Origin of the sequence: Sulfurimonas sp. NW9 (assembly GCF_051132275.1) — a bacterium.
GTDB lineage: Bacteria > Campylobacterota > Campylobacteria > Campylobacterales > Sulfurimonadaceae > Sulfurimonas > Sulfurimonas hydrogeniphila.
Genome location: NZ_CP093236.1, coordinates 2,338,292 through 2,355,677 on the forward strand (window position 1 = coordinate 2,338,292; position 17,386 = coordinate 2,355,677).

The following is a 17,386-nucleotide window of genomic DNA, read 5'->3' on the forward strand; positions in this document are numbered from 1 at the left end:
ATGCCAAAGATTTATGAGTGTCTAAAAGTCCGCTCTCAAATCACTGTCTTACAGGCTTTGGACAATAATACCGTAGCACTCAGTACCAAACTCCATGGTATGCGAATTTTTGATGCTGATGATTGTCAAAATAAAAAAATCCTCTCCATCGCACAGTTAAATTATAAAACAACTGCCGTTGCTGTTCATCCAAGCGAAAATATTTGCGCCATAGCCAATGGTATCCAAATATATATAGTTTCTTTAACAAACAAAAGTCTTTTGCAAACTATTTATACCGACAATGGTACTGTTACCGCACTTCATTTTATACCGGATATGCCTTATATTGTCAGTGCTACGAACGAGGGTAGAGTTATGCTCTACCGGCATGATACTCAAAGAGAAATAGCCCGTCTTATCTCGTTTAAACACCAAAATATCAATGCTTTTGCTTTTCATAGAAACTATATGGCATGCAGCGGCTATGGAGGTTATGTCAGTATAATTCATCTGCAGTCACACCAGCAGATAAAAAAACTTTGTGTTTCCAAAGTAGCTATTGAGGCTTTATGCTTCATAAACGAGCAGACGCTTATGCTTGGCAGTCATGATGGCACACTCTATATACAAAAACTTCACGAAGATGAAGAAAACTTCTCTTTACATATGCCTTTTGGTGCAATAAAAAATATTATATATTTTCCCCGGACTGATTTTGCACTTATAAGCGGAAGATCAAAGAGTATTTCGCTTGTAAATATTAGAAGCAAAAAGCTTGTAAGCCCAAAATATCTCAGCTTCGGGCATGAAGTCGATACTATGATTTTGACGCATAAGAAAAAGCTTGTCGTTGCTCTAAAAAACCAACAACTCTACACTATTACATTTGCCGATGCTGATGATCTGAAAATGTGTATACTTCGCAAAGATATTGTCAAAGCTTTTGACATAATTGATGCAGATCCGCGACTTCAAGGTACAAAAGAGCATAAAAAAGTTGAAACCCTTTATCAAAAACTTTATGCAAAAGCTTTTGTTCATCTTATAAACTCCAATAAAAATGAACTAAAAAAAATTCTCAATATCCTACAGCAGATAAACAGTAAAACAGATGATATTAAGCTTTTGTTCAAAGCGCATAAAAATTATGCAGCCTTTCAACACTTTTACAGAGACAAAAAATATGCTCTTGCCTACAAACTCAGTGAAAAGTTTGCACCCTTGCAACATACCTCTGTCTATAAAAAAATGGAAGCTGATTTTAAAAAATCATATATTTTTGCCCAAAAACAGATCCTCATTGGCAATTTAAACAGAGCAAAAGAACTTTTGCTTCCATACATAACAATTTTGCCAAAACGTCCGCTTATAAACCTTTTGCTCAGACAAAATGAAGAATTTTTAGTATTTTTAAAAGCACTGCAATATAAAGAATACAGGACAATTGACAGACTTATATCAAAATATGAGGTTTTTAAGGATATTCCCGGATATTATGAACTGCAAAAATCACAAAAAATGCTTTTGCAAAATATAAAAAATACAATTGACAGCGCCAATGTTGAAAAAGCACTACAGCAAATAAAATCTGCACAGCTCTTTACATGTAACAGGAATATACTGCAAGAGTTATATGAATATGCGCAATCTGTACAAAAATTTCTCTCATACTATGCAAATAATGATTTTAAAAAATGCTATGAACTTATAGACAGCGATACAAGACTGCAAAATCTTGAAATTACAAAACTTCTTGAAAAACACTGGCAGAAGCTTATGAATGAGTGTGAAAAACATGCGCTTAACGGTGATATACAACACATAAAAAAGACACTGGGGGAACTGATATACACACCTTCAAGAAGACAAAGAACAGGGAATCTTCTTCGACTCAGTTTCTACACACAGATAAAACAACTCATCAATACAAACAGATTCAACAGTGCTGAAAATATCATTTATTCCTATATTGATATTTTCGGTATAGACAAAGAGATTAGAATTATCATGAACGGCTATGAAACATATAGCACCAAAAAACTTGCCATTACTCACGAACAGGGGGAAAAACGTTCACGGGACAGCTGGTTTGATTCACAAATATTATGAATTCATAAGAGCAGTCAACACCTCGACAGTCTCACTAAACGGTATCTGTACTGTCGAATCTTGCGTTATGAATTTTTCCATATCCTCTTTTTTATCAATAGCCTCGTCAAGTTCAGCATCACTGCCTTTTGTATAGGCACCTATTCTTATGAGTGTTTCATTCTCTTTGAGTAGCGTATACAGGCGCCTAAATTTCATCACTGCCTTGAGATGCTCCGGTGTAATGATATCACTCATAACCCTTGAAGCCGAATTTAAAATATGCACAGGCGGATAGATGCCAAAATCTGTCATTTCCCGTGAGAGTACAATATGTCCGTCTAAAATGGAACGGGACTGATCAGCGATAGGATCACCCATATCATCCCCCTCTATCAAAACAGTAAAAAAGGCCGTAATGCTTCCTTTGCCTTCTTCTTTTCCGGCACGTTCCATTAACTGGGGCAAAAGAGTGAGAGAGGAGGGAGGGTAGCCTTTTGAAGTCGGCGGTTCTCCAAGTGCCAGTCCTATTTCACGCTGTGCCATAGCAAAACGTGTGACAGAATCCATAATAAAGAGCACATCTCTGCCTTGATCCTTAAAATGTTCGGCAACACTCATTGCTGCAAAAGCACCGTATTTTCGCATCAAAGGAGAGTCATCTGACGTTGCCACGACTATAACAGTATTTGTCAAATCACCACCGAGATTCTTTTCTATAAACTCAGGAACTTCACGACCGCGTTCACCAATGAGCGCTACGACCTTTATTGGGGCATCTGCTCCGCGGACAATCATACCCATCAAGGTTGATTTTCCGACACCGCTTCCTGCAAATATTCCGAGTTTTTGTCCTTTTCCACAGGTCAGAAGTCCGTCAATTGATTTGACCCCTACAGAAAAAACTTCATCTATCATACCTCTTTTCATTGCCGCTATTGGTGCTTTTATGATAGGAGTAAGTTTTCCCTCTTTCAGACTGCCTTTGCCGTCAACAGGGCGCATAAACGGATCTACTACACGTCCCAAAAGAGCAGGGCCCACAGGAATATTCAAGCCTGTGGAATCTAAAAATACTTTATCTCCCGAACGAAATCCCTCTACAAATGAAAAAGGTGTAATGAAAAAGAGATCTGCATCAATCTCCGTTACCATCCCAACAGTCTCCTGTCCTGTAGTATCTGAGACAATCTTTACCATATCGCTGATGCTTACATGTAAACCTTTTGCCGTGATAATCGTTGCGTTTATTTTCACAACCTCGCCAAAAGAGACCGAATAGTTTTTATTTGCAAGTTTCTCTTTCAGTGATGATAATGGCATATTTTAGTATCTGTTTCCCGTAGGAGAATTAATGAGAGAAAAGAATTCACTGCGTGTTTTTTCATCTTTTTTGAAAAGTCCGCGAAGCGCTGATGATGTTGTCGTTGAGTTTATCTTTTCAACACCGCGCATCTCCATACACATATGACGCGCCTGAATGACAACACCAACACCCTTTGGCGCAATCGTATCCATAATGGCATCAGCAATCTGTTCCGTCAGCTGTTCTTGAATCTGCATACGGCGGGCAAACACATTGACAACTCGGGGAATTTTTGAAAGTCCGACCACTTTTCCGTCTGGAATATAGGCTACATGTACCCGACCGATAATAGGCAGAAGATGATGTTCACATGTAGAATAGAACTCTATGTCTTTTACCAAAACCATTTCATCATTGGAGGTCGTAAAAAGCGCTTTTTTTAAAATTTCCGCAGGATCTTCTTTGTATCCGCCGTAAATAAACTCATAGGCTTTTCGCACGCGTGCAGGTGTATCCAACAGCCCTTCACGACTTGGATCTTCTCCGACATGATGCATCATTATTTTGACTGCATTTTCAAATTCACTGTTTTTATTCTCTGACAAAGTTATGCCTTTTAAAGTTTTTAGTATGATAGAGTAGCAAGAATTTGCTGAAAAGATGATGTAATAAAAATACCTCAAGAGTAAACTTGAGGTATTTTTTTAGTGAATAAAGATATTTGGAACAATCAGCGGGTATTTTTTCATTTTTCTAAAAATATGTTTTCTGATAACCTGACGCAAATCACCTTCTAAAGTTTTAGGATTACCGATAAGTCCGGGCTTCATGTTCAACAGGAAGTTTTCCAGTATTTCTTCTATCTCTTTTGCAAAAGCCCTGTCTCTTTTGTCAGCGACCAGACCAAATGATGTCACTTTTGGTTTATCCATCATTTTTCCGGTTTGTTCACTCACCTGAGCCACTATCATAACAACACCGTCTGTCGCAAGTTTTTGGCGATCCATAACTATGTCATCTTCGATTTCATAATTGTTTTGATTGTCAATATATGTCTTGCCGGTTTTTACAGTTTTGACTTTTCTCATATATTTTGGTGCAATCTCTATCTGTTCTCCATCTGTCATAAGTAAAATATTTCTCTCAGGAACACCACACAGCATTGCAGTCTCTTTATGTTTCATTACGTGATTATATTCACCGTGAATCGGTAAAAAGAACTTAGGATTAACGAGACGAAGCATCAATTTTTGCTCTTCTAAAGATGCATGTCCTGAAACATGTAAATCTTTGTCATAGGCAATTTTAGCTCCACATTTTTGCAGGTGATTAAGCATTTGGGAAATAGAACCCTCATTACCAGGAATAGCACGGGAAGAGAGAACAATCAAATCAGTCGGTTTAATTTTAATATGTCTGTGCTCACCTATTGACATTCTAAACAGTGCCGAATTGCCTTCACCCTGAGAACCTGTTGTCACGATTAAAACATCTTTATCACTCATGTGTGCCACTTCATCCGGTTCCACAAAGATATTTTTTGGTAATTTAATATAGTCATATTGCATAGCCACTTCAAGGTTACGCTCCATAGAACGTCCGATAACACAAATTTTACGACCATATTTCACAGCATACTGAATTGCCTGATAAACACGATGAATATTTGAGCTGAACGTTGAAAGAACCACTCTTCCCTCTGCCTTGCTAAACACACGATCAAGTGCCGGTGCAACGCTTAACTCAGACGGTGTAGGATTAGGATTATGTGAATTTGTCGAATCACTCATCAAACACAACACCCCTTTTTCGCCATAATGTGCCAAACGGTGTAAGTCTGCGGGATACCCGTCTATCGGTGTATAGTCAATCTTGAAATCACCTGTATGTATCACAGTTCCGGCTGCTGTTGTAATCGCCACAGAAGAAGAGTCTAAAATAGAGTGGGTCATATGCATCCACTCAACTTCAAAATCATTTCCTATTTTATAGACTTTTCTTTTTTCAATAGGATTAAAATATTTTCTAGCCTCTTTTAAATGATGCTCATCAAATTTGTTTCCAATCATTGCCAAAGGCAACGGTGTTCCGTATATAGGAAACTGCAGTTCTCTAAAAAGATACGGTACTGCACCGATATGATCTTCATGCGCATGCGTAATGATAATACCGACAATTTTATGCTTGATTTCATGCAGATAGGTAAAATCGGGAATCAGTATATCAACCCCGTGCATCTCTTCATCCGGAAAACTCATCCCTACATCGACAAGAATCGCTTCATTGTCAGTTTCAAATACAGCAATATTTCCGCCGATTTCTCCAAGCCCTCCAAGTGGTGTGACACGGACTCTCGCTTTTGATTCCAAATCAAGTTTATAGTGAGGATTCAGTCTTTGCTTGTGTGCTTCCTGATTTTTTACAACAAATGCTTTAAGCTTGTCATCAATAGGAGAAGCTCCTCTTTTGTGACGGCCGCGACTTTTGTTTTTATTGTTGTTTGTTCTTGGTTTTGCATTTGCATTTTTTTCACCGTTTGGCTTCTTCTGATTGCCGTTTGGTCTACGATTGTTATTTGGTTTGCGGTTGTTATTTGGTTTGCGTTGTTCCTGAGGTTTGCTTTGTGCTGCCTCTTGTGTCTCTTCTGCCATCCAAACTCCTTGTTAATTTATAGAGTTGGTGATAGTCGTTAGTGCTTACCTGATGAGGCCGAACCGTTAATGCAAGTTCCAGTTTTTCCAGAACTTCCTGAAGTTTTTTCCTGTCATATTTTGAAGATAGATTTTTCACCAAAGTTTTTCGAGGCTGCGAAAATGCAACTCTAAGCATATCCTCGAACTCTTTGTCATTTCTATCAGCATTTTTCTCTATCAGAAAAACAGCAGAATCCACTTTGGGCTGAGGATCAAATGCAGTCGGGGGAACTTTCACAACAATCTGTGCTGTTCCTATACTTTGGGCTATTACGCTCAAAGAACCAAAAACTTTTTCACCTGCAGTTGCACAAAACTTTTCTGCTACTTCAAGTTGAACCATTACAAGTATATTTTTACACATAGGATCTGCGAGTGCTTTCAATAGTATGTTCGTAGCAATATAATAGGGCAAATTTGCCACCAAATCATAAGGCTCACGCACAAGTTCACTCTGCCAAGCATTTAAAACATCTCCACAGTTTATATGGAGTCGCTTGGTAGCAATCTCTTCTTTAAATGTACTTTGTAACAGTTTACATAAATCGGTATCTACCTCAAAAGCTTCTACACTTTTGACATCAACTAAAAATTTAGTTAAATCACCTAAGCCAGGCCCAATTTCTACGATTTTATTCTCGTTTTTGGGCATCGCTTCGACGATTTTCTTAAAACTGACTGGTCTTTCAGAAAGTTTTGTCCAAACTTCTTCTTTGCTACAATACTTTCTCTATTCATAGCACTATGATATCTTTTTTTTACTTACAAAAAGGTAACAGACTGAAAAAATCAATTTTTTTCTCTTTTTTTATACTAAAGCATTGATTTTTTCTTCTGAAACGGCCACTAATCGTCTTTGCAGTCTTGCTATCTCTGCCAAAAGTTCTTCGGCTATTTGTTCCATTGCAAGATACTTTTCGTTTACAAGCTTCAACTCCGACTCAGTCAGTACCTTTTGCTTTGGTTTAAATATTCTTGATAAAAATCCGCCTTTTTTTTCTTCAGCAAAATACAAGTCGAAAATTTCACGATATCTTTCATGAAGTTTGTCATGAAGCTCTTCAATATTGCTCATACACTCCAGCGGATTGTTTGAGAGTATCTTCAACTTCTGTCCATCGGTATAAAACCATTGACCAAATTTTGTTTCTCTGGATGAAGTCGGTAAAATTCTATCTTCCGGATCTATCCCGTCTATTAAGGATTTTGCTGTTTCTACAAACCTTGTCAATTCTATTTCTGCATTTTCTAAACTTTTTAATGTTTCATCCTTCTTCATCTACATTCCTATCCAAATATAATGAACGATTATAGTCCTAACTATATTAAAGCAATATAAAACTTTTGTTTCACGTGAAACAAAATCAATCATTAAGCCTAAAAGTGTATAATTGCGCTATGAATTATTTTGCAAAGAGAATCATCCCATGCCTGGATGTAAAAGACGGACGTGTTGTCAAAGGCGTCAATTTTGTAGGGCTCAAAGATGCCGGTGACCCTGTTGAAGTAGCCCGCAGATACAATGAAGAGGGTGCGGATGAAATTACATTTTTGGATATTACAGCTTCTTCTGACAACAGAGACACAATAGTAGATATAGTTGCCCAGGTAGCACGAGAAATTTTCATACCGCTAACTGTAGGCGGAGGCATTCGCAAACTAGATGATATATACAAACTTTTAAATGTCGGCTGTGATAAAGTCAGCGTTAATTCCGCAGCCATAAAAAGACCCCAACTCATAGACGAAGGTGCCAAACGCTTTGGATCACAGTGTATTGTCACAGCAATTGATGTGAAAAAAACAGGTGACAAATACAATGTTTACTAAACGGCGGACGCGTAGATACAGGTATAGACGCCGTAGAGTGGGCAAAAGAGGTTGTAGACAGAGGAAGCGGAGAAATTCTTTTGACATCTATGGATGCGGATGGAACCAAAGCAGGTTTTGAACTCAATATAACAGAACAGATAAGCCGTGCAGTACATGTACCGGTCATAGCCAGTGGCGGTGCAGGTACAATGCAACATATAAAAGAAGCATTTGAACACGGAGCAGATGCTGCATTGGCTGCTTCCATATTTCACTACAAAGAGATAGATATAATGGATCTAAAACATTATTTACATGAACAAATATTCCGGTAAGGCTATAACAATGATTATATGTGCAGGAAACAATGAAACATTTTCTTTTGCAACTCCAATGGGAGTAGGGCTCATTGAAACAGCTATGAATCTTACACGGCTTTGTCTATTTGACAAACCGGAATTTTTACTCTTTGTAGGAACTGCAGGAAGCTATGGAGAAAAAAAAATATTTGATATCATAGAATCAAAAACTGCTGCAAATATAGAACTGGCATTTTTAAGTAATGATGCCTATACACCGCTTGATAATGTTGTTACAACAAACACTACCAACAAAAAAGACATTGTTGTCAACTCATCAAATTATATATCTACAAACGAAACATTGACAAAAAACTTTTTAAAATTTGGTGTCGGCATAGAAAATATGGAATTTTTTTCAGTGTTGCGCATTGCCCAGGAGTTTAATATTCCTGCCGGCGGTGTGTTTTGTATAACAAACTATACTAACAAACAGGCTCATGAAGATTTTCTCAAGAATCAATCCAAAGCAAAAGAACTCCTTGAAGAGCATGTAAAAAAGCGTATAGCAGAGCTAACAGCAAAATGAAACCTTCTTTATATGACTTCACACAAAAAGAACTGACACAGTTAGTCAAACCATCTTTTCGTGCCAAACAGATTTATGGTTGGCTGTATCATCAGTATGCACAGGATTTTGATGCAATGAAAAACATCCCAAAAGCATTAAAAGAAGAACTGAGCGAAAAATATACCATCAATCCCATGGAAATCGTACGAAAAGAAGAGTCAAGCGACGGTACAATAAAATATCTTTTGCAGCTACAGGACGGCAAGACCGTTGAGGCAGTCTGGCTTAAAATGAAAGATGAACAAGTTGATGAAAATGGTGAAATAACACAAGAGGCAAAATATACAGTCTGTGTTTCCACACAGGTTGGCTGCAAAGTCGGCTGTAGTTTTTGTTTGACGGCCAAAGGCGGTTTTACCCGTGATTTGACTGCCGGAGAAATTGTTGCACAGGTAGTAACACTCAAACGTGACAACAAACACAAACATAACAGAAAGATAAATATAGTGTACATGGGAATGGGGGAACCTCTCGACAATCTTGAAAATCTTGCACAGGCTATAGAAATTTTTAAAGAAGAAGAGGGACTTGCCATTTCTTCAAAAAGACAAACAGTAAGCACAAGTGGTCTCAGTAACAAAATAGACAAACTCGGTCAAATGGATCTGGGTGTACATATAGCCATATCACTCCATGCAGTTGATGATGAACTGCGCACAGAGCTTATTCCGATGAATAAAGCACATAACATCAACTCAATTATAGAAGCGGTAAAACGTTTTCCAATTGATACACGCAAGCGTGTTATGTTTGAATATCTTGTCATTAAAAATAAAAATGATGATTTGGGTTCTGCAAAAAAACTTGTAAAACTTCTTAGCGGAATTAAAGCAAAAGTAAACCTTATCTATTTTAATCCCTATCCTGGTACACCTTACGAACGTCCATCACGCGAAGATATGATCAAATTTCAGGAATACCTTATAAACCACGGTTTACTCTCTACCATACGCGATTCTAAAGGAATAGATATCAGTGCCGCTTGTGGACAGTTAAAAGAAAAAAATCAAGATGAGATAAACAGTTAGATAACAAATCTAAGAGTATAATTATAATAAAAATCAAGGATAGTTATGAGTAGTGTTGATATCAGTGAAGTAGTTTTGTTAGTGATAGTTTTTGCCATTGGCGTTGGCGGTTTTATATGGGCAGCAACCAAAGAAGAAAAAGAGTAAAGTTTTAATTAAAGTCATATAAAGCTGGATCAAAATAAAGCAGACGACCAACACACCAGGGAGGTCGTCTATGAGTGTAATAATACCCTACTAATCTTAAAAATAAATTTCATCTTAAAATAAATTTTAATCATAATAAAATCTGTCAATTTTCTCTAAATGTGTAGTATTCACACATTGTTCTAAAGTGTGAATATCACATAATTTCATGGATAAAAAATTTGTAAATTTTCTTATTTTTTAAGAAATATTTTATGTAAATTTTACCTTAAAATAGTTTACAAATCTTCCAAAAGCCCTATTTACAGGGCTATAAAGAGATTTAAAAAAATTATTCACATAAATAAATATTATTTTTGCCTTCTTAAAAAAAAGTTATTCACATTACATGTAATAAACATGTTTTTAAAAAGTCTACCTTGCTTTTTATGGTATAAGAATCCCCATATAAATCAAATGCCAATTCACTGGCATGTAACAATAAACGTTGTGCTCCGCTGTTTTTTATTCTTTGTTCGGCAGATAGTTCTCTCTCTAAAAATTTAACAATATTCTCTTCGCTCTGTCCATAAATCGGATCACCGACTATCGGATGTTTCACGTGAAACAAATGCACTCTGATTTGATGCTGTCTTCCTGTATACGGCACACATTCCACAAGTGTCATATTTAGTTTTTCAAAATATTCCAATGGTCTAAAAAAAGTTTTTGAAGCTTTGCCTTTTGTATCAACTTTTACTACCATACGAACAATAGCACTTTCATCTTCTGCTCTTAACAGCGGCTCCACCACAGTAAGCTCTTTTTTAAAATCTCCGTGTACAAATGCCAAATATTTCTTTTTCATATCTCTTTGCTCAAACATCATTTTAATATCACGTTCACTCTGCTTGTTCTTTGCACACAAGACCAGACCACTTGTCTCCTGATCGATTCTGTGTGTAATATTTGCATCTCTGCCGTATTGGTATTTTAATTCATCTATAAGAGAGTAGGGCGTGTATCTGTTTTGAGGATGAATAAGCACACCACTCGGCTTGTCAAAAACAACAAACTCTTCTTCTTCGTATGTAGGTTCCAAACCTCTTGTAATAGGTTCAAAGTAGATAAATTCAAATTCACCTTCAATTTCACCTGCAGTCCTCGTCATCGGTTCTCCGTTAACAAAAAGCCTTCCCTTGGCAATAAGACGCTGTGCTTCTTTTTGGGTATACCCAAGTTCTTGAATTAAATATAAAAATGCTTTTTGTTTTTTTGGTGCAATCATTCTCTTTCTTACGAATGGCAAACTTCAATCCTCTTTAATGAATATTTGAGTAAAATAAACTACTTTAATCTATGCGAATTCTAGCATAAAAACAATCATAAGGAACCTATATAATGGTAGATAGATATTCACGGGAAGAGATGGCATCAAAATGGACATACCAGGCAAAATACCAGGCGTGGCTTGATGTTGAAGTTGCTGTAGTAAAAGCTTGGGCAAAACTGGGAAAAATCCCTCAGGAAGATGCGGACAAAATTGTTAAGAACGCAAAGTTTGACATTAAACGCATAGATGAAATAGAAGCGGTAACACGCCATGATCTGATTGCCTTTACAACTTCGGTATCAGAATCTCTCGGTGAAGAGAGCAGATGGTTTCATTATGGTATGACATCTTCAGATACTATTGATACAGCCGTTGCGCTTCAGATGAAAGATTCCCTTTCACTTATAATAGAAGATGTAAAGATGATTATGGAGTCTATTAAAAAACGTGCCATGGAACACAAAATGACTTTAATGGTCGGACGTTCTCACGGAATTCACGGAGAACCTATAACATTTGGTCTCGTGTTAGCTGTCTGGTATGATGAAATGGCTCGTCATCTCGAAAACCTTGAACAGACTATGGATGTTATAGCAGTCGGACAGGTAAGTGGAGCAATGGGAAATTTTGCGCATGCTCCTTTGGAACTTGAAGAGTATACCTGTGAAGAGCTTGGTTTAAAGCCGGCACCTGTTTCAAACCAGGTTATTCAGCGTGACCGTTATGCGAGACTGGCAACAGCTTTGGCATTAATGGCAAGTTCCATAGAAAAATTTGCCGTACAGGTTCGTCACTGGCAAAGAACAGAAGTATATGAGTGCGAAGAGTATTTTGCAAAAGGCCAAAAAGGCTCATCCGCAATGCCTCATAAACGCAATCCTATCCTCACAGAAAACATAACAGGTTTGGCTCGCATGATACGTGCCTATGCAAACCCTGCTATGGAAAATGTAGCTCTTTGGCATGAACGTGACATCTCCCACTCATCCACAGAACGTTTTTGGCTCCCTGATGCATTTATTACAAGTGATTTTATGCTGCACCGCATGAATAACGTTATCGCAAACCTGACTGTATATCCTGAAAACATGATGAGAAATCTCAACCTGACAGGCGGACTTGTATTTTCTCAACGTGTTTTACTTGAACTTCCGCTGCAGGGTGTGAGTCGTGAAGATGCCTACAGAATCGTACAGAGAAATGCCATGAAAGTCTGGGAAGAGATTCAACAGGGCAAACCTACGGTTAATGAAAAAGGAGAGAGCCTCTATCTTAATCATCTGCTTGCAGACGAAGAGTTGAGAAATTCACTCAGTGAAGAAGTTATCAGAGAATGTTTTAATTACGACTACTATACAAAAAATGTAGATAAAATATTTGCAAGAGTTTTCAAATAAACAACTTCAGCATAGCAATTACAGCTATGCTGAATATAACTTTTTCTTCTATCTTCTTAGATATAACAAATATATAAAACTTGTAAAAATTTTACTGCTTTAATATTTTTAAGAGAGAGTTTTCGCTAGAATACTAACTATGCTAATTAACAATATCTTATAGTTTTTTATATGATTATTGCATATATAATTATATAAAAAATTCTTAATCAGGGAATAAATTTATGATAACAGTTATAAAACGAAACGGACGAACAGAACCTCTTGACATATCCAAAATCCAAAAATATACTTCTGCTGCTGTAAAAGGTTTGGCCAATGTCAGCCAAAGTGAACTGGAAGTTGATGCCCAAATTCACTTTCGTGACGGTATAACATCAAAAGAGATACAAGAAACTTTAATTAAAACCGCGGTAGATAAAATAGATATTGATGCACCCAACTGGACATTTGTGGCTTCACGTCTGTTTCTTTTTAATCTTTACCATCAGGTAAACGGTTTTACCGGTTATTGCAAACTGGAAAAGTATTTTGAAAAAGGAGAAAAAGAGGGACGAATTCTTCTGGGCCTAAAAGAGATGTATGATCTTGACGAACTGGAAAAACATATTAAACCGGAAAGAGATCTGCAGTTTAATTATCTGGGCATTAAAACACTCTATGACAGATATCTGATTAAAGACAGAGATGCAAACCCGATAGAGCTTCCTCAACATATGTTTATGGCCATCGCAATGTTTTTGGCACAGCGTGAGGAAAACCGTCAAGAGTGGGCCATCAAATTTTATAACATGATTAGTAAATTCGAAGTTATGTTAGCCACGCCCACACTCTCCAATGCAAGAACACCAAGACACCAGTTAAGTTCTTGTTATATAGGCTCTACTCCTGATAATATCGAAGGTATATTTGACACATACAAAGAGATGGCAATGCTTTCAAAATTTGGCGGAGGAATCGGGTGGGACTGGACCCAGGTTCGTTCAATGGGTTCTTTTATAGACGGCCACAAAAATGCAGCAGGTGGAACTATCCCCTTTTTAAAGATAACAAATGATATTGCCATCGCCGTAGACCAACTCGGTACCAGAAAAGGTGCTATTGCTGTTTATCTTGAACCATGGCATATAGATATCAACGACTTTTTAGACCTGAAGAAAAACTCCGGTGAAGAGCGTCGTCGCGCTCACGATCTGTTTCCGTCTCTATGGCTAAACGATATGTTTATGAAACGTGTGGAAGAGGATGCAATTTGGACACTTTTCGACCCATATGATACCAGAGAACTCACGAATGTCTACGGCGAAGAATTTAATAAACTTTATCTCAAATTTGAACAGGATGAGAGTATCATCAAAGAAAAAGTAAAGGCAAAAGATTTATGGAAAAAGATTTTAACTTCTTATTTTGAGACAGGTTCACCGTTTCTTTGTTTTAAAGACAATGCTAACCGTGCAAATCCGAATGATCATTACGGAATTATCAGAAGTTCCAATCTCTGTACAGAAATTTTTCAAAACACTCAGCCTAACCATTATAAAATAAAATTTATTTTTGAAAACGGTGACAGCATCAGTTATGAAGAAGAGGAGTTGGTAACTGTAGACAGTGGTATAACAAAACCCGCCAAAAAAGTCACTGCTTTGGATTCATTGGGAGGACTTCCTATTTTTGCTGTGGAAAAAGAAAAAATTGACGGCGCTACGGCTGTTTGTAACCTTGCTTCTATAAATCTCTCACGCATAAATACAAAAGAAGATATAGACAGAATTGTCCCCACAGCTATCAGATGTTTGGACAATGTTATAGATTTGAATTTTTATCCGGTTGAAAAAGTAAAACGGACTAACATGCGAAGCCGCTCTATCGGTTTGGGTGTTATGGGCGAAGCACAGATGCTTGCAGAAGCCGGAATTATGTGGGGAAGTCAGGAACATTTTGACAAAATAGACGAAATTATGGAAGCTGTTTGTTATAATGCAGTTTCCGCCTCTTCTGATCTGGCTGTTGAAAAAGGAAGCTATCCCGAATTTGAAGGAAGCAAGTGGAGCAGAGGAATAATGCCTCAAGACCATGCAAATGCCGAGGTGGTAAACCTGGTTGACCGTGGCGGACTCTTTGCTTCAAAATACGAATGGGATGAACTCCGGGCCAAAGTAAAAAAACAGGGAATGCGAAACGGTTATCTGATGGCTGTAGCCCCTACATCATCCATATCTATTTTAACAGGTACTACACAGGCTATTGAGCCTGTTTTTAAACGTAAATGGTCAGAAGAAAATCTCAGCGGACTGATTCCTGTTGTTGTTCCTAATCTTTCACCTGAGACATGGAGTTATTATACTCCGGCATATGATTTAAACCAGACCGTTCTTATAAAAGCAGCCGCTATCAGACAAAAATGGATAGATCAGGGGCAGTCTCTCAACATTTTTATAACACTTGACAAAGCAAGCGGACGCTATCTTAATGAAATTTATATGCTGGCATGGAAACTGGGACTCAAATCTACCTATTATCTGCGTTCACAGTCACCGGAAATGGCAAGCGATGTCGAAGACAGAAGTATGGAGTGTGTCGGTTGCCAATAGACCTTGAGCGGTTTGACAGCTTTAAAAATGCCGACTTGCGTTCCCTCGAAGTCATTTCACCCACTCATCTGAAATTAGTTCTTGCAGTTCAAGATGCCGCACGTGATTATGACTGGATAACCGTCACACTTGATTTTACAGAGGTAACAGATGCAAGACTGCTTGAACAAAGCAAGTTACAGTTTATAAATATGAGTGACGGAGCAAGTCTTTTACATGTAAACAAAGAATTTGCATTTGGCATAGGAGAGTGCTATAATATCCAAGCAATTAAAAACTCGACGCTCTATATCATTTCTAAGGATCTGAAATATAAAGAGGGACAATTTTAAAGGATGACAATGGCATATGAGGTAAAAGGCGAAATACTTGGATTTGTAAATACCAGGCAGGTAGATATAAATGAAATAGATGCACTTTTTTCCATTATGAAAGACAGCCAAAATCCGGGCATATCTTTTACTCTGGTCAATCCTTATATGTTACGCGAATACCCTTTTGAAATTCCTGAAAAAACAAAAGAGTTACTCAAAATTACTGACAATTCAGAAATAAGTGTTTTCAATATTTTACTTATTCAGAAACCTTTGGAAAAATCAACAATTAATTTTTTAGCGCCCATTATTATTAACCATGATAACAATACATTGGCCCAAATTGTTTTAGAACCAAAACAAAATCCGGATTATGGCATGGCAGAAAGTATAGAATCATTTAAAAAAGAGACATCTTCATAAAATATATTTTGAAATTAGACTATAATATGGAACTTAGGTAGCATTACAATTGCCAAATTGAGTGTAAAATACACTTCAAAAAGGAGAATTTTATGAAAATTGTATGTCCACACTGTTTTACAGTAAACAATGTTCCAAAAAAAGAGAGTTATAAAAAAGCAAACTGCGGGAAGTGTAAACAATCACTTTTAGACACAAAACCTGTAGAACTTACAAATGCAAATTTTGATGAAGTAATTGTCAACAGTGATATTCCGGTAATAGTTGACTTTTGGGCACCATGGTGCGGTCCATGTAAAATGATGGCTCCAAATTTTGAACGTGCTGCCACTCAATTTCCGCTCAAAGCACTTTTTGCAAAAGTAAATACTGAAAATGAGCAAAATCTGGGTGCACGTTTTGGAATTCGTTCAATTCCGACAATTATCGTCTTTAAAAATGGCCGTGAAGTCGAAAGAGTCAGCGGTGCGCTTGATGTAAATGCACTTGTTTCTCTCGCTTCAAAACACAGTAACTAAATTTTATTTTATATACGAACAGCAGTAATCGGTTACACTCTTTATTTTTATTTCAAATGAAGAGTCGGCCGGTACTGTAAAAATTTCAGGCACAAGAAGTGTGCGCCACTCTTCGCCTGGCAGTTTTACTTCCACATCACCGCTCATGATCTCCATAATCTCTTTATCTGCCGTATTAAAAGTATATTCGCCCGGCAGCATAATTCCCAAAGACTTTATACTTCCGTCAGGAAATTCAACTGTTCTGCTCGTTACTTTTCCGTCATAATAAATATTTGCCTCTTTTACAATATTCACATTTTCAAATTTTGACATTTTTTATCCTTTTTTTAGTTTGACTCTCTGAGAGTGTGTTATGGCTACAGCCATGGCATCTGATATATCAAGAGGTTTGATCTCTTTTTTTATGTTTAACAGGCGCTGAACCATAAATGCCACCTGTTCTTTTTGTGCTTTTGCCTTGCCTGTAAGCGCTCTTTTTACCTGCAGTGCCGTATATTCATGAAACTGTCCAAACTCCTGCAAAAGTTTTAGCATTATTGCTCCGCGAAACTGTGCCAGTTTAATTGTTGTTGCGGGATTGTGGGCATAAAATATATCTTCCATGGCTACTTCGTCAATAGCATGGTTTTCAAATATACTGCTCAGTCCTTCAACCATTTGCGGTATTTGAAACTGCAAATCTTCTGCCTTCATTTTTATAAGTCCCGCTTCAATAAGCGATATTTTGGAATTTTGTAACGAAATAAGTGCATACCCCATATTTCTTGTTCCGGGATCTATACCAAGTATAGTCATTTAAGGCCTTTAAAACATTTTTCACCATTATATAGAAAACAATATAA

The 17,386-nt window shown here is 37.2% G+C and carries 15 protein-coding genes and 2 pseudogenes; 9 read left to right on the forward strand and 8 right to left on the reverse strand.

From position 1 onward, the window contains the following. Positions 1-2,091, forward strand: coding sequence for a hypothetical protein (locus MLC44_RS13190; RefSeq protein ID WP_434657754.1), 2,091 nt, complete (start codon positions 1-3; stop codon positions 2,089-2,091). Here the strand turns inward: MLC44_RS13190 and fliI are convergent. The 5 genes and pseudogenes from fliI to MLC44_RS13215 form a co-directional block, all read right to left on the reverse strand. Then, positions 2,086-3,393, reverse strand: a complete 1,308-nt coding sequence (fliI, locus tag MLC44_RS13195; protein WP_434657757.1) for a flagellar protein export ATPase FliI — start codon at positions 3,391-3,393, stop codon at positions 2,086-2,088. The two genes, MLC44_RS13190 and fliI, sit on opposite strands and share 6 nt — an antisense overlap. Before the next feature lie 3 nt (positions 3,394-3,396). Then, positions 3,397-3,981 (reverse strand): GTP cyclohydrolase I FolE, encoded by a 585-nt coding sequence (gene folE, locus MLC44_RS13200; protein ID WP_346389048.1) that lies wholly within the window; start codon positions 3,979-3,981, stop codon positions 3,397-3,399. Positions 3,982-4,080: 99 nt separating this feature from the next. Further along, a complete protein-coding gene (locus MLC44_RS13205; protein WP_151899258.1) occupies positions 4,081-6,027 on the reverse strand; it encodes a ribonuclease J in 1,947 nt (648 codons plus the stop codon). Next, positions 5,966-6,807, reverse strand: a pseudogene (gene rsmA / locus MLC44_RS13210) (16S rRNA (adenine(1518)-N(6)/adenine(1519)-N(6))-dimethyltransferase RsmA). The gene MLC44_RS13205 and the pseudogene rsmA overlap by 62 nt, the downstream one beginning before the upstream one ends. Before the next feature lie 70 nt (positions 6,808-6,877). After that, entirely contained in the window at positions 6,878-7,348 is a 471-nt protein-coding gene (locus MLC44_RS13215; RefSeq protein ID WP_434657760.1) for a CZB domain-containing protein, read from the reverse strand. Between the two features lie 119 nt (positions 7,349-7,467). Between MLC44_RS13215 and hisF the strand changes: the two are divergent. The 3 genes and pseudogenes from hisF (at position 7,468) to rlmN (ending at position 9,839) form a co-directional block, all read left to right on the forward strand. Beyond that, positions 7,468-8,224, forward strand: a pseudogene (gene hisF, locus MLC44_RS13220) (imidazole glycerol phosphate synthase subunit HisF). A 2-nt stretch (positions 8,225-8,226) separates the two neighbouring features. Beyond that, positions 8,227-8,769, forward strand: a complete 543-nt coding sequence (locus MLC44_RS13225; protein ID WP_346389051.1) for a purine-nucleoside phosphorylase — start codon at positions 8,227-8,229, stop codon at positions 8,767-8,769. Then, a complete protein-coding gene (rlmN, locus tag MLC44_RS13230; protein WP_434657763.1) occupies positions 8,766-9,839 on the forward strand; it encodes a 23S rRNA (adenine(2503)-C(2))-methyltransferase RlmN in 1,074 nt (357 codons plus the stop codon). Before MLC44_RS13225 ends, rlmN begins: the two co-directional genes overlap by 4 nt. A gap of 526 nt (positions 9,840-10,365) precedes the next feature. Here the strand turns inward: rlmN and MLC44_RS13235 are convergent. Then, positions 10,366-11,274 carry an RluA family pseudouridine synthase gene (locus MLC44_RS13235; protein WP_434657766.1) on the reverse strand — a complete coding sequence of 303 codons (909 nt, stop codon included), beginning with the start codon at positions 11,272-11,274 and terminating at the stop codon, positions 10,366-10,368. A 92-nt stretch (positions 11,275-11,366) separates the two neighbouring features. Here MLC44_RS13235 and purB point away from each other — a divergent pair, with 92 nt between their 5' ends. From purB to trxC, 5 genes are all read left to right on the forward strand, one after another. Beyond that, positions 11,367-12,695 carry an adenylosuccinate lyase gene (gene purB / locus MLC44_RS13240; protein WP_434657768.1) on the forward strand — a complete coding sequence of 443 codons (1,329 nt, stop codon included), beginning with the start codon at positions 11,367-11,369 and terminating at the stop codon, positions 12,693-12,695. A gap of 224 nt (positions 12,696-12,919) precedes the next feature. Further along, positions 12,920-15,286, forward strand: coding sequence for a ribonucleoside-diphosphate reductase subunit alpha (locus MLC44_RS13245; protein ID WP_151899250.1), 2,367 nt, complete (start codon positions 12,920-12,922; stop codon positions 15,284-15,286). Then, positions 15,268-15,618: a hypothetical protein gene (locus tag MLC44_RS13250; RefSeq protein WP_434657771.1), complete on the forward strand. Its 351-nt coding sequence runs from the start codon at positions 15,268-15,270 to the stop codon at positions 15,616-15,618. Before MLC44_RS13245 ends, MLC44_RS13250 begins: the two co-directional genes overlap by 19 nt. Before the next feature lie 9 nt (positions 15,619-15,627). Then, positions 15,628-16,023: a flagellar assembly protein FliW gene (gene fliW / locus MLC44_RS13255; protein ID WP_434580658.1), complete on the forward strand. Its 396-nt coding sequence runs from the start codon at positions 15,628-15,630 to the stop codon at positions 16,021-16,023. Positions 16,024-16,115: 92 nt separating this feature from the next. Continuing rightward, complete coding sequence (gene trxC / locus MLC44_RS13260) at positions 16,116-16,541, forward strand: thioredoxin TrxC (RefSeq protein ID WP_151899247.1); 426 nt, start codon at positions 16,116-16,118, stop codon at positions 16,539-16,541. Between the two features lie 3 nt (positions 16,542-16,544). On the opposite strand, the gene MLC44_RS13265 is transcribed toward trxC, so the two are convergent. Both MLC44_RS13265 and ruvC read right to left on the reverse strand, forming a co-directional pair. Then, positions 16,545-16,856 carry a pyrimidine/purine nucleoside phosphorylase gene (locus MLC44_RS13265; protein ID WP_418640835.1) on the reverse strand — a complete coding sequence of 104 codons (312 nt, stop codon included), beginning with the start codon at positions 16,854-16,856 and terminating at the stop codon, positions 16,545-16,547. Positions 16,857-16,859: 3 nt separating this feature from the next. Further along, on the reverse strand, positions 16,860-17,339 hold the full coding sequence (ruvC, locus tag MLC44_RS13270) for a crossover junction endodeoxyribonuclease RuvC (protein ID WP_434657774.1): 480 nt from the start codon (positions 17,337-17,339) through the stop codon (positions 16,860-16,862). Positions 17,340-17,386 lie beyond the last annotated feature (47 nt).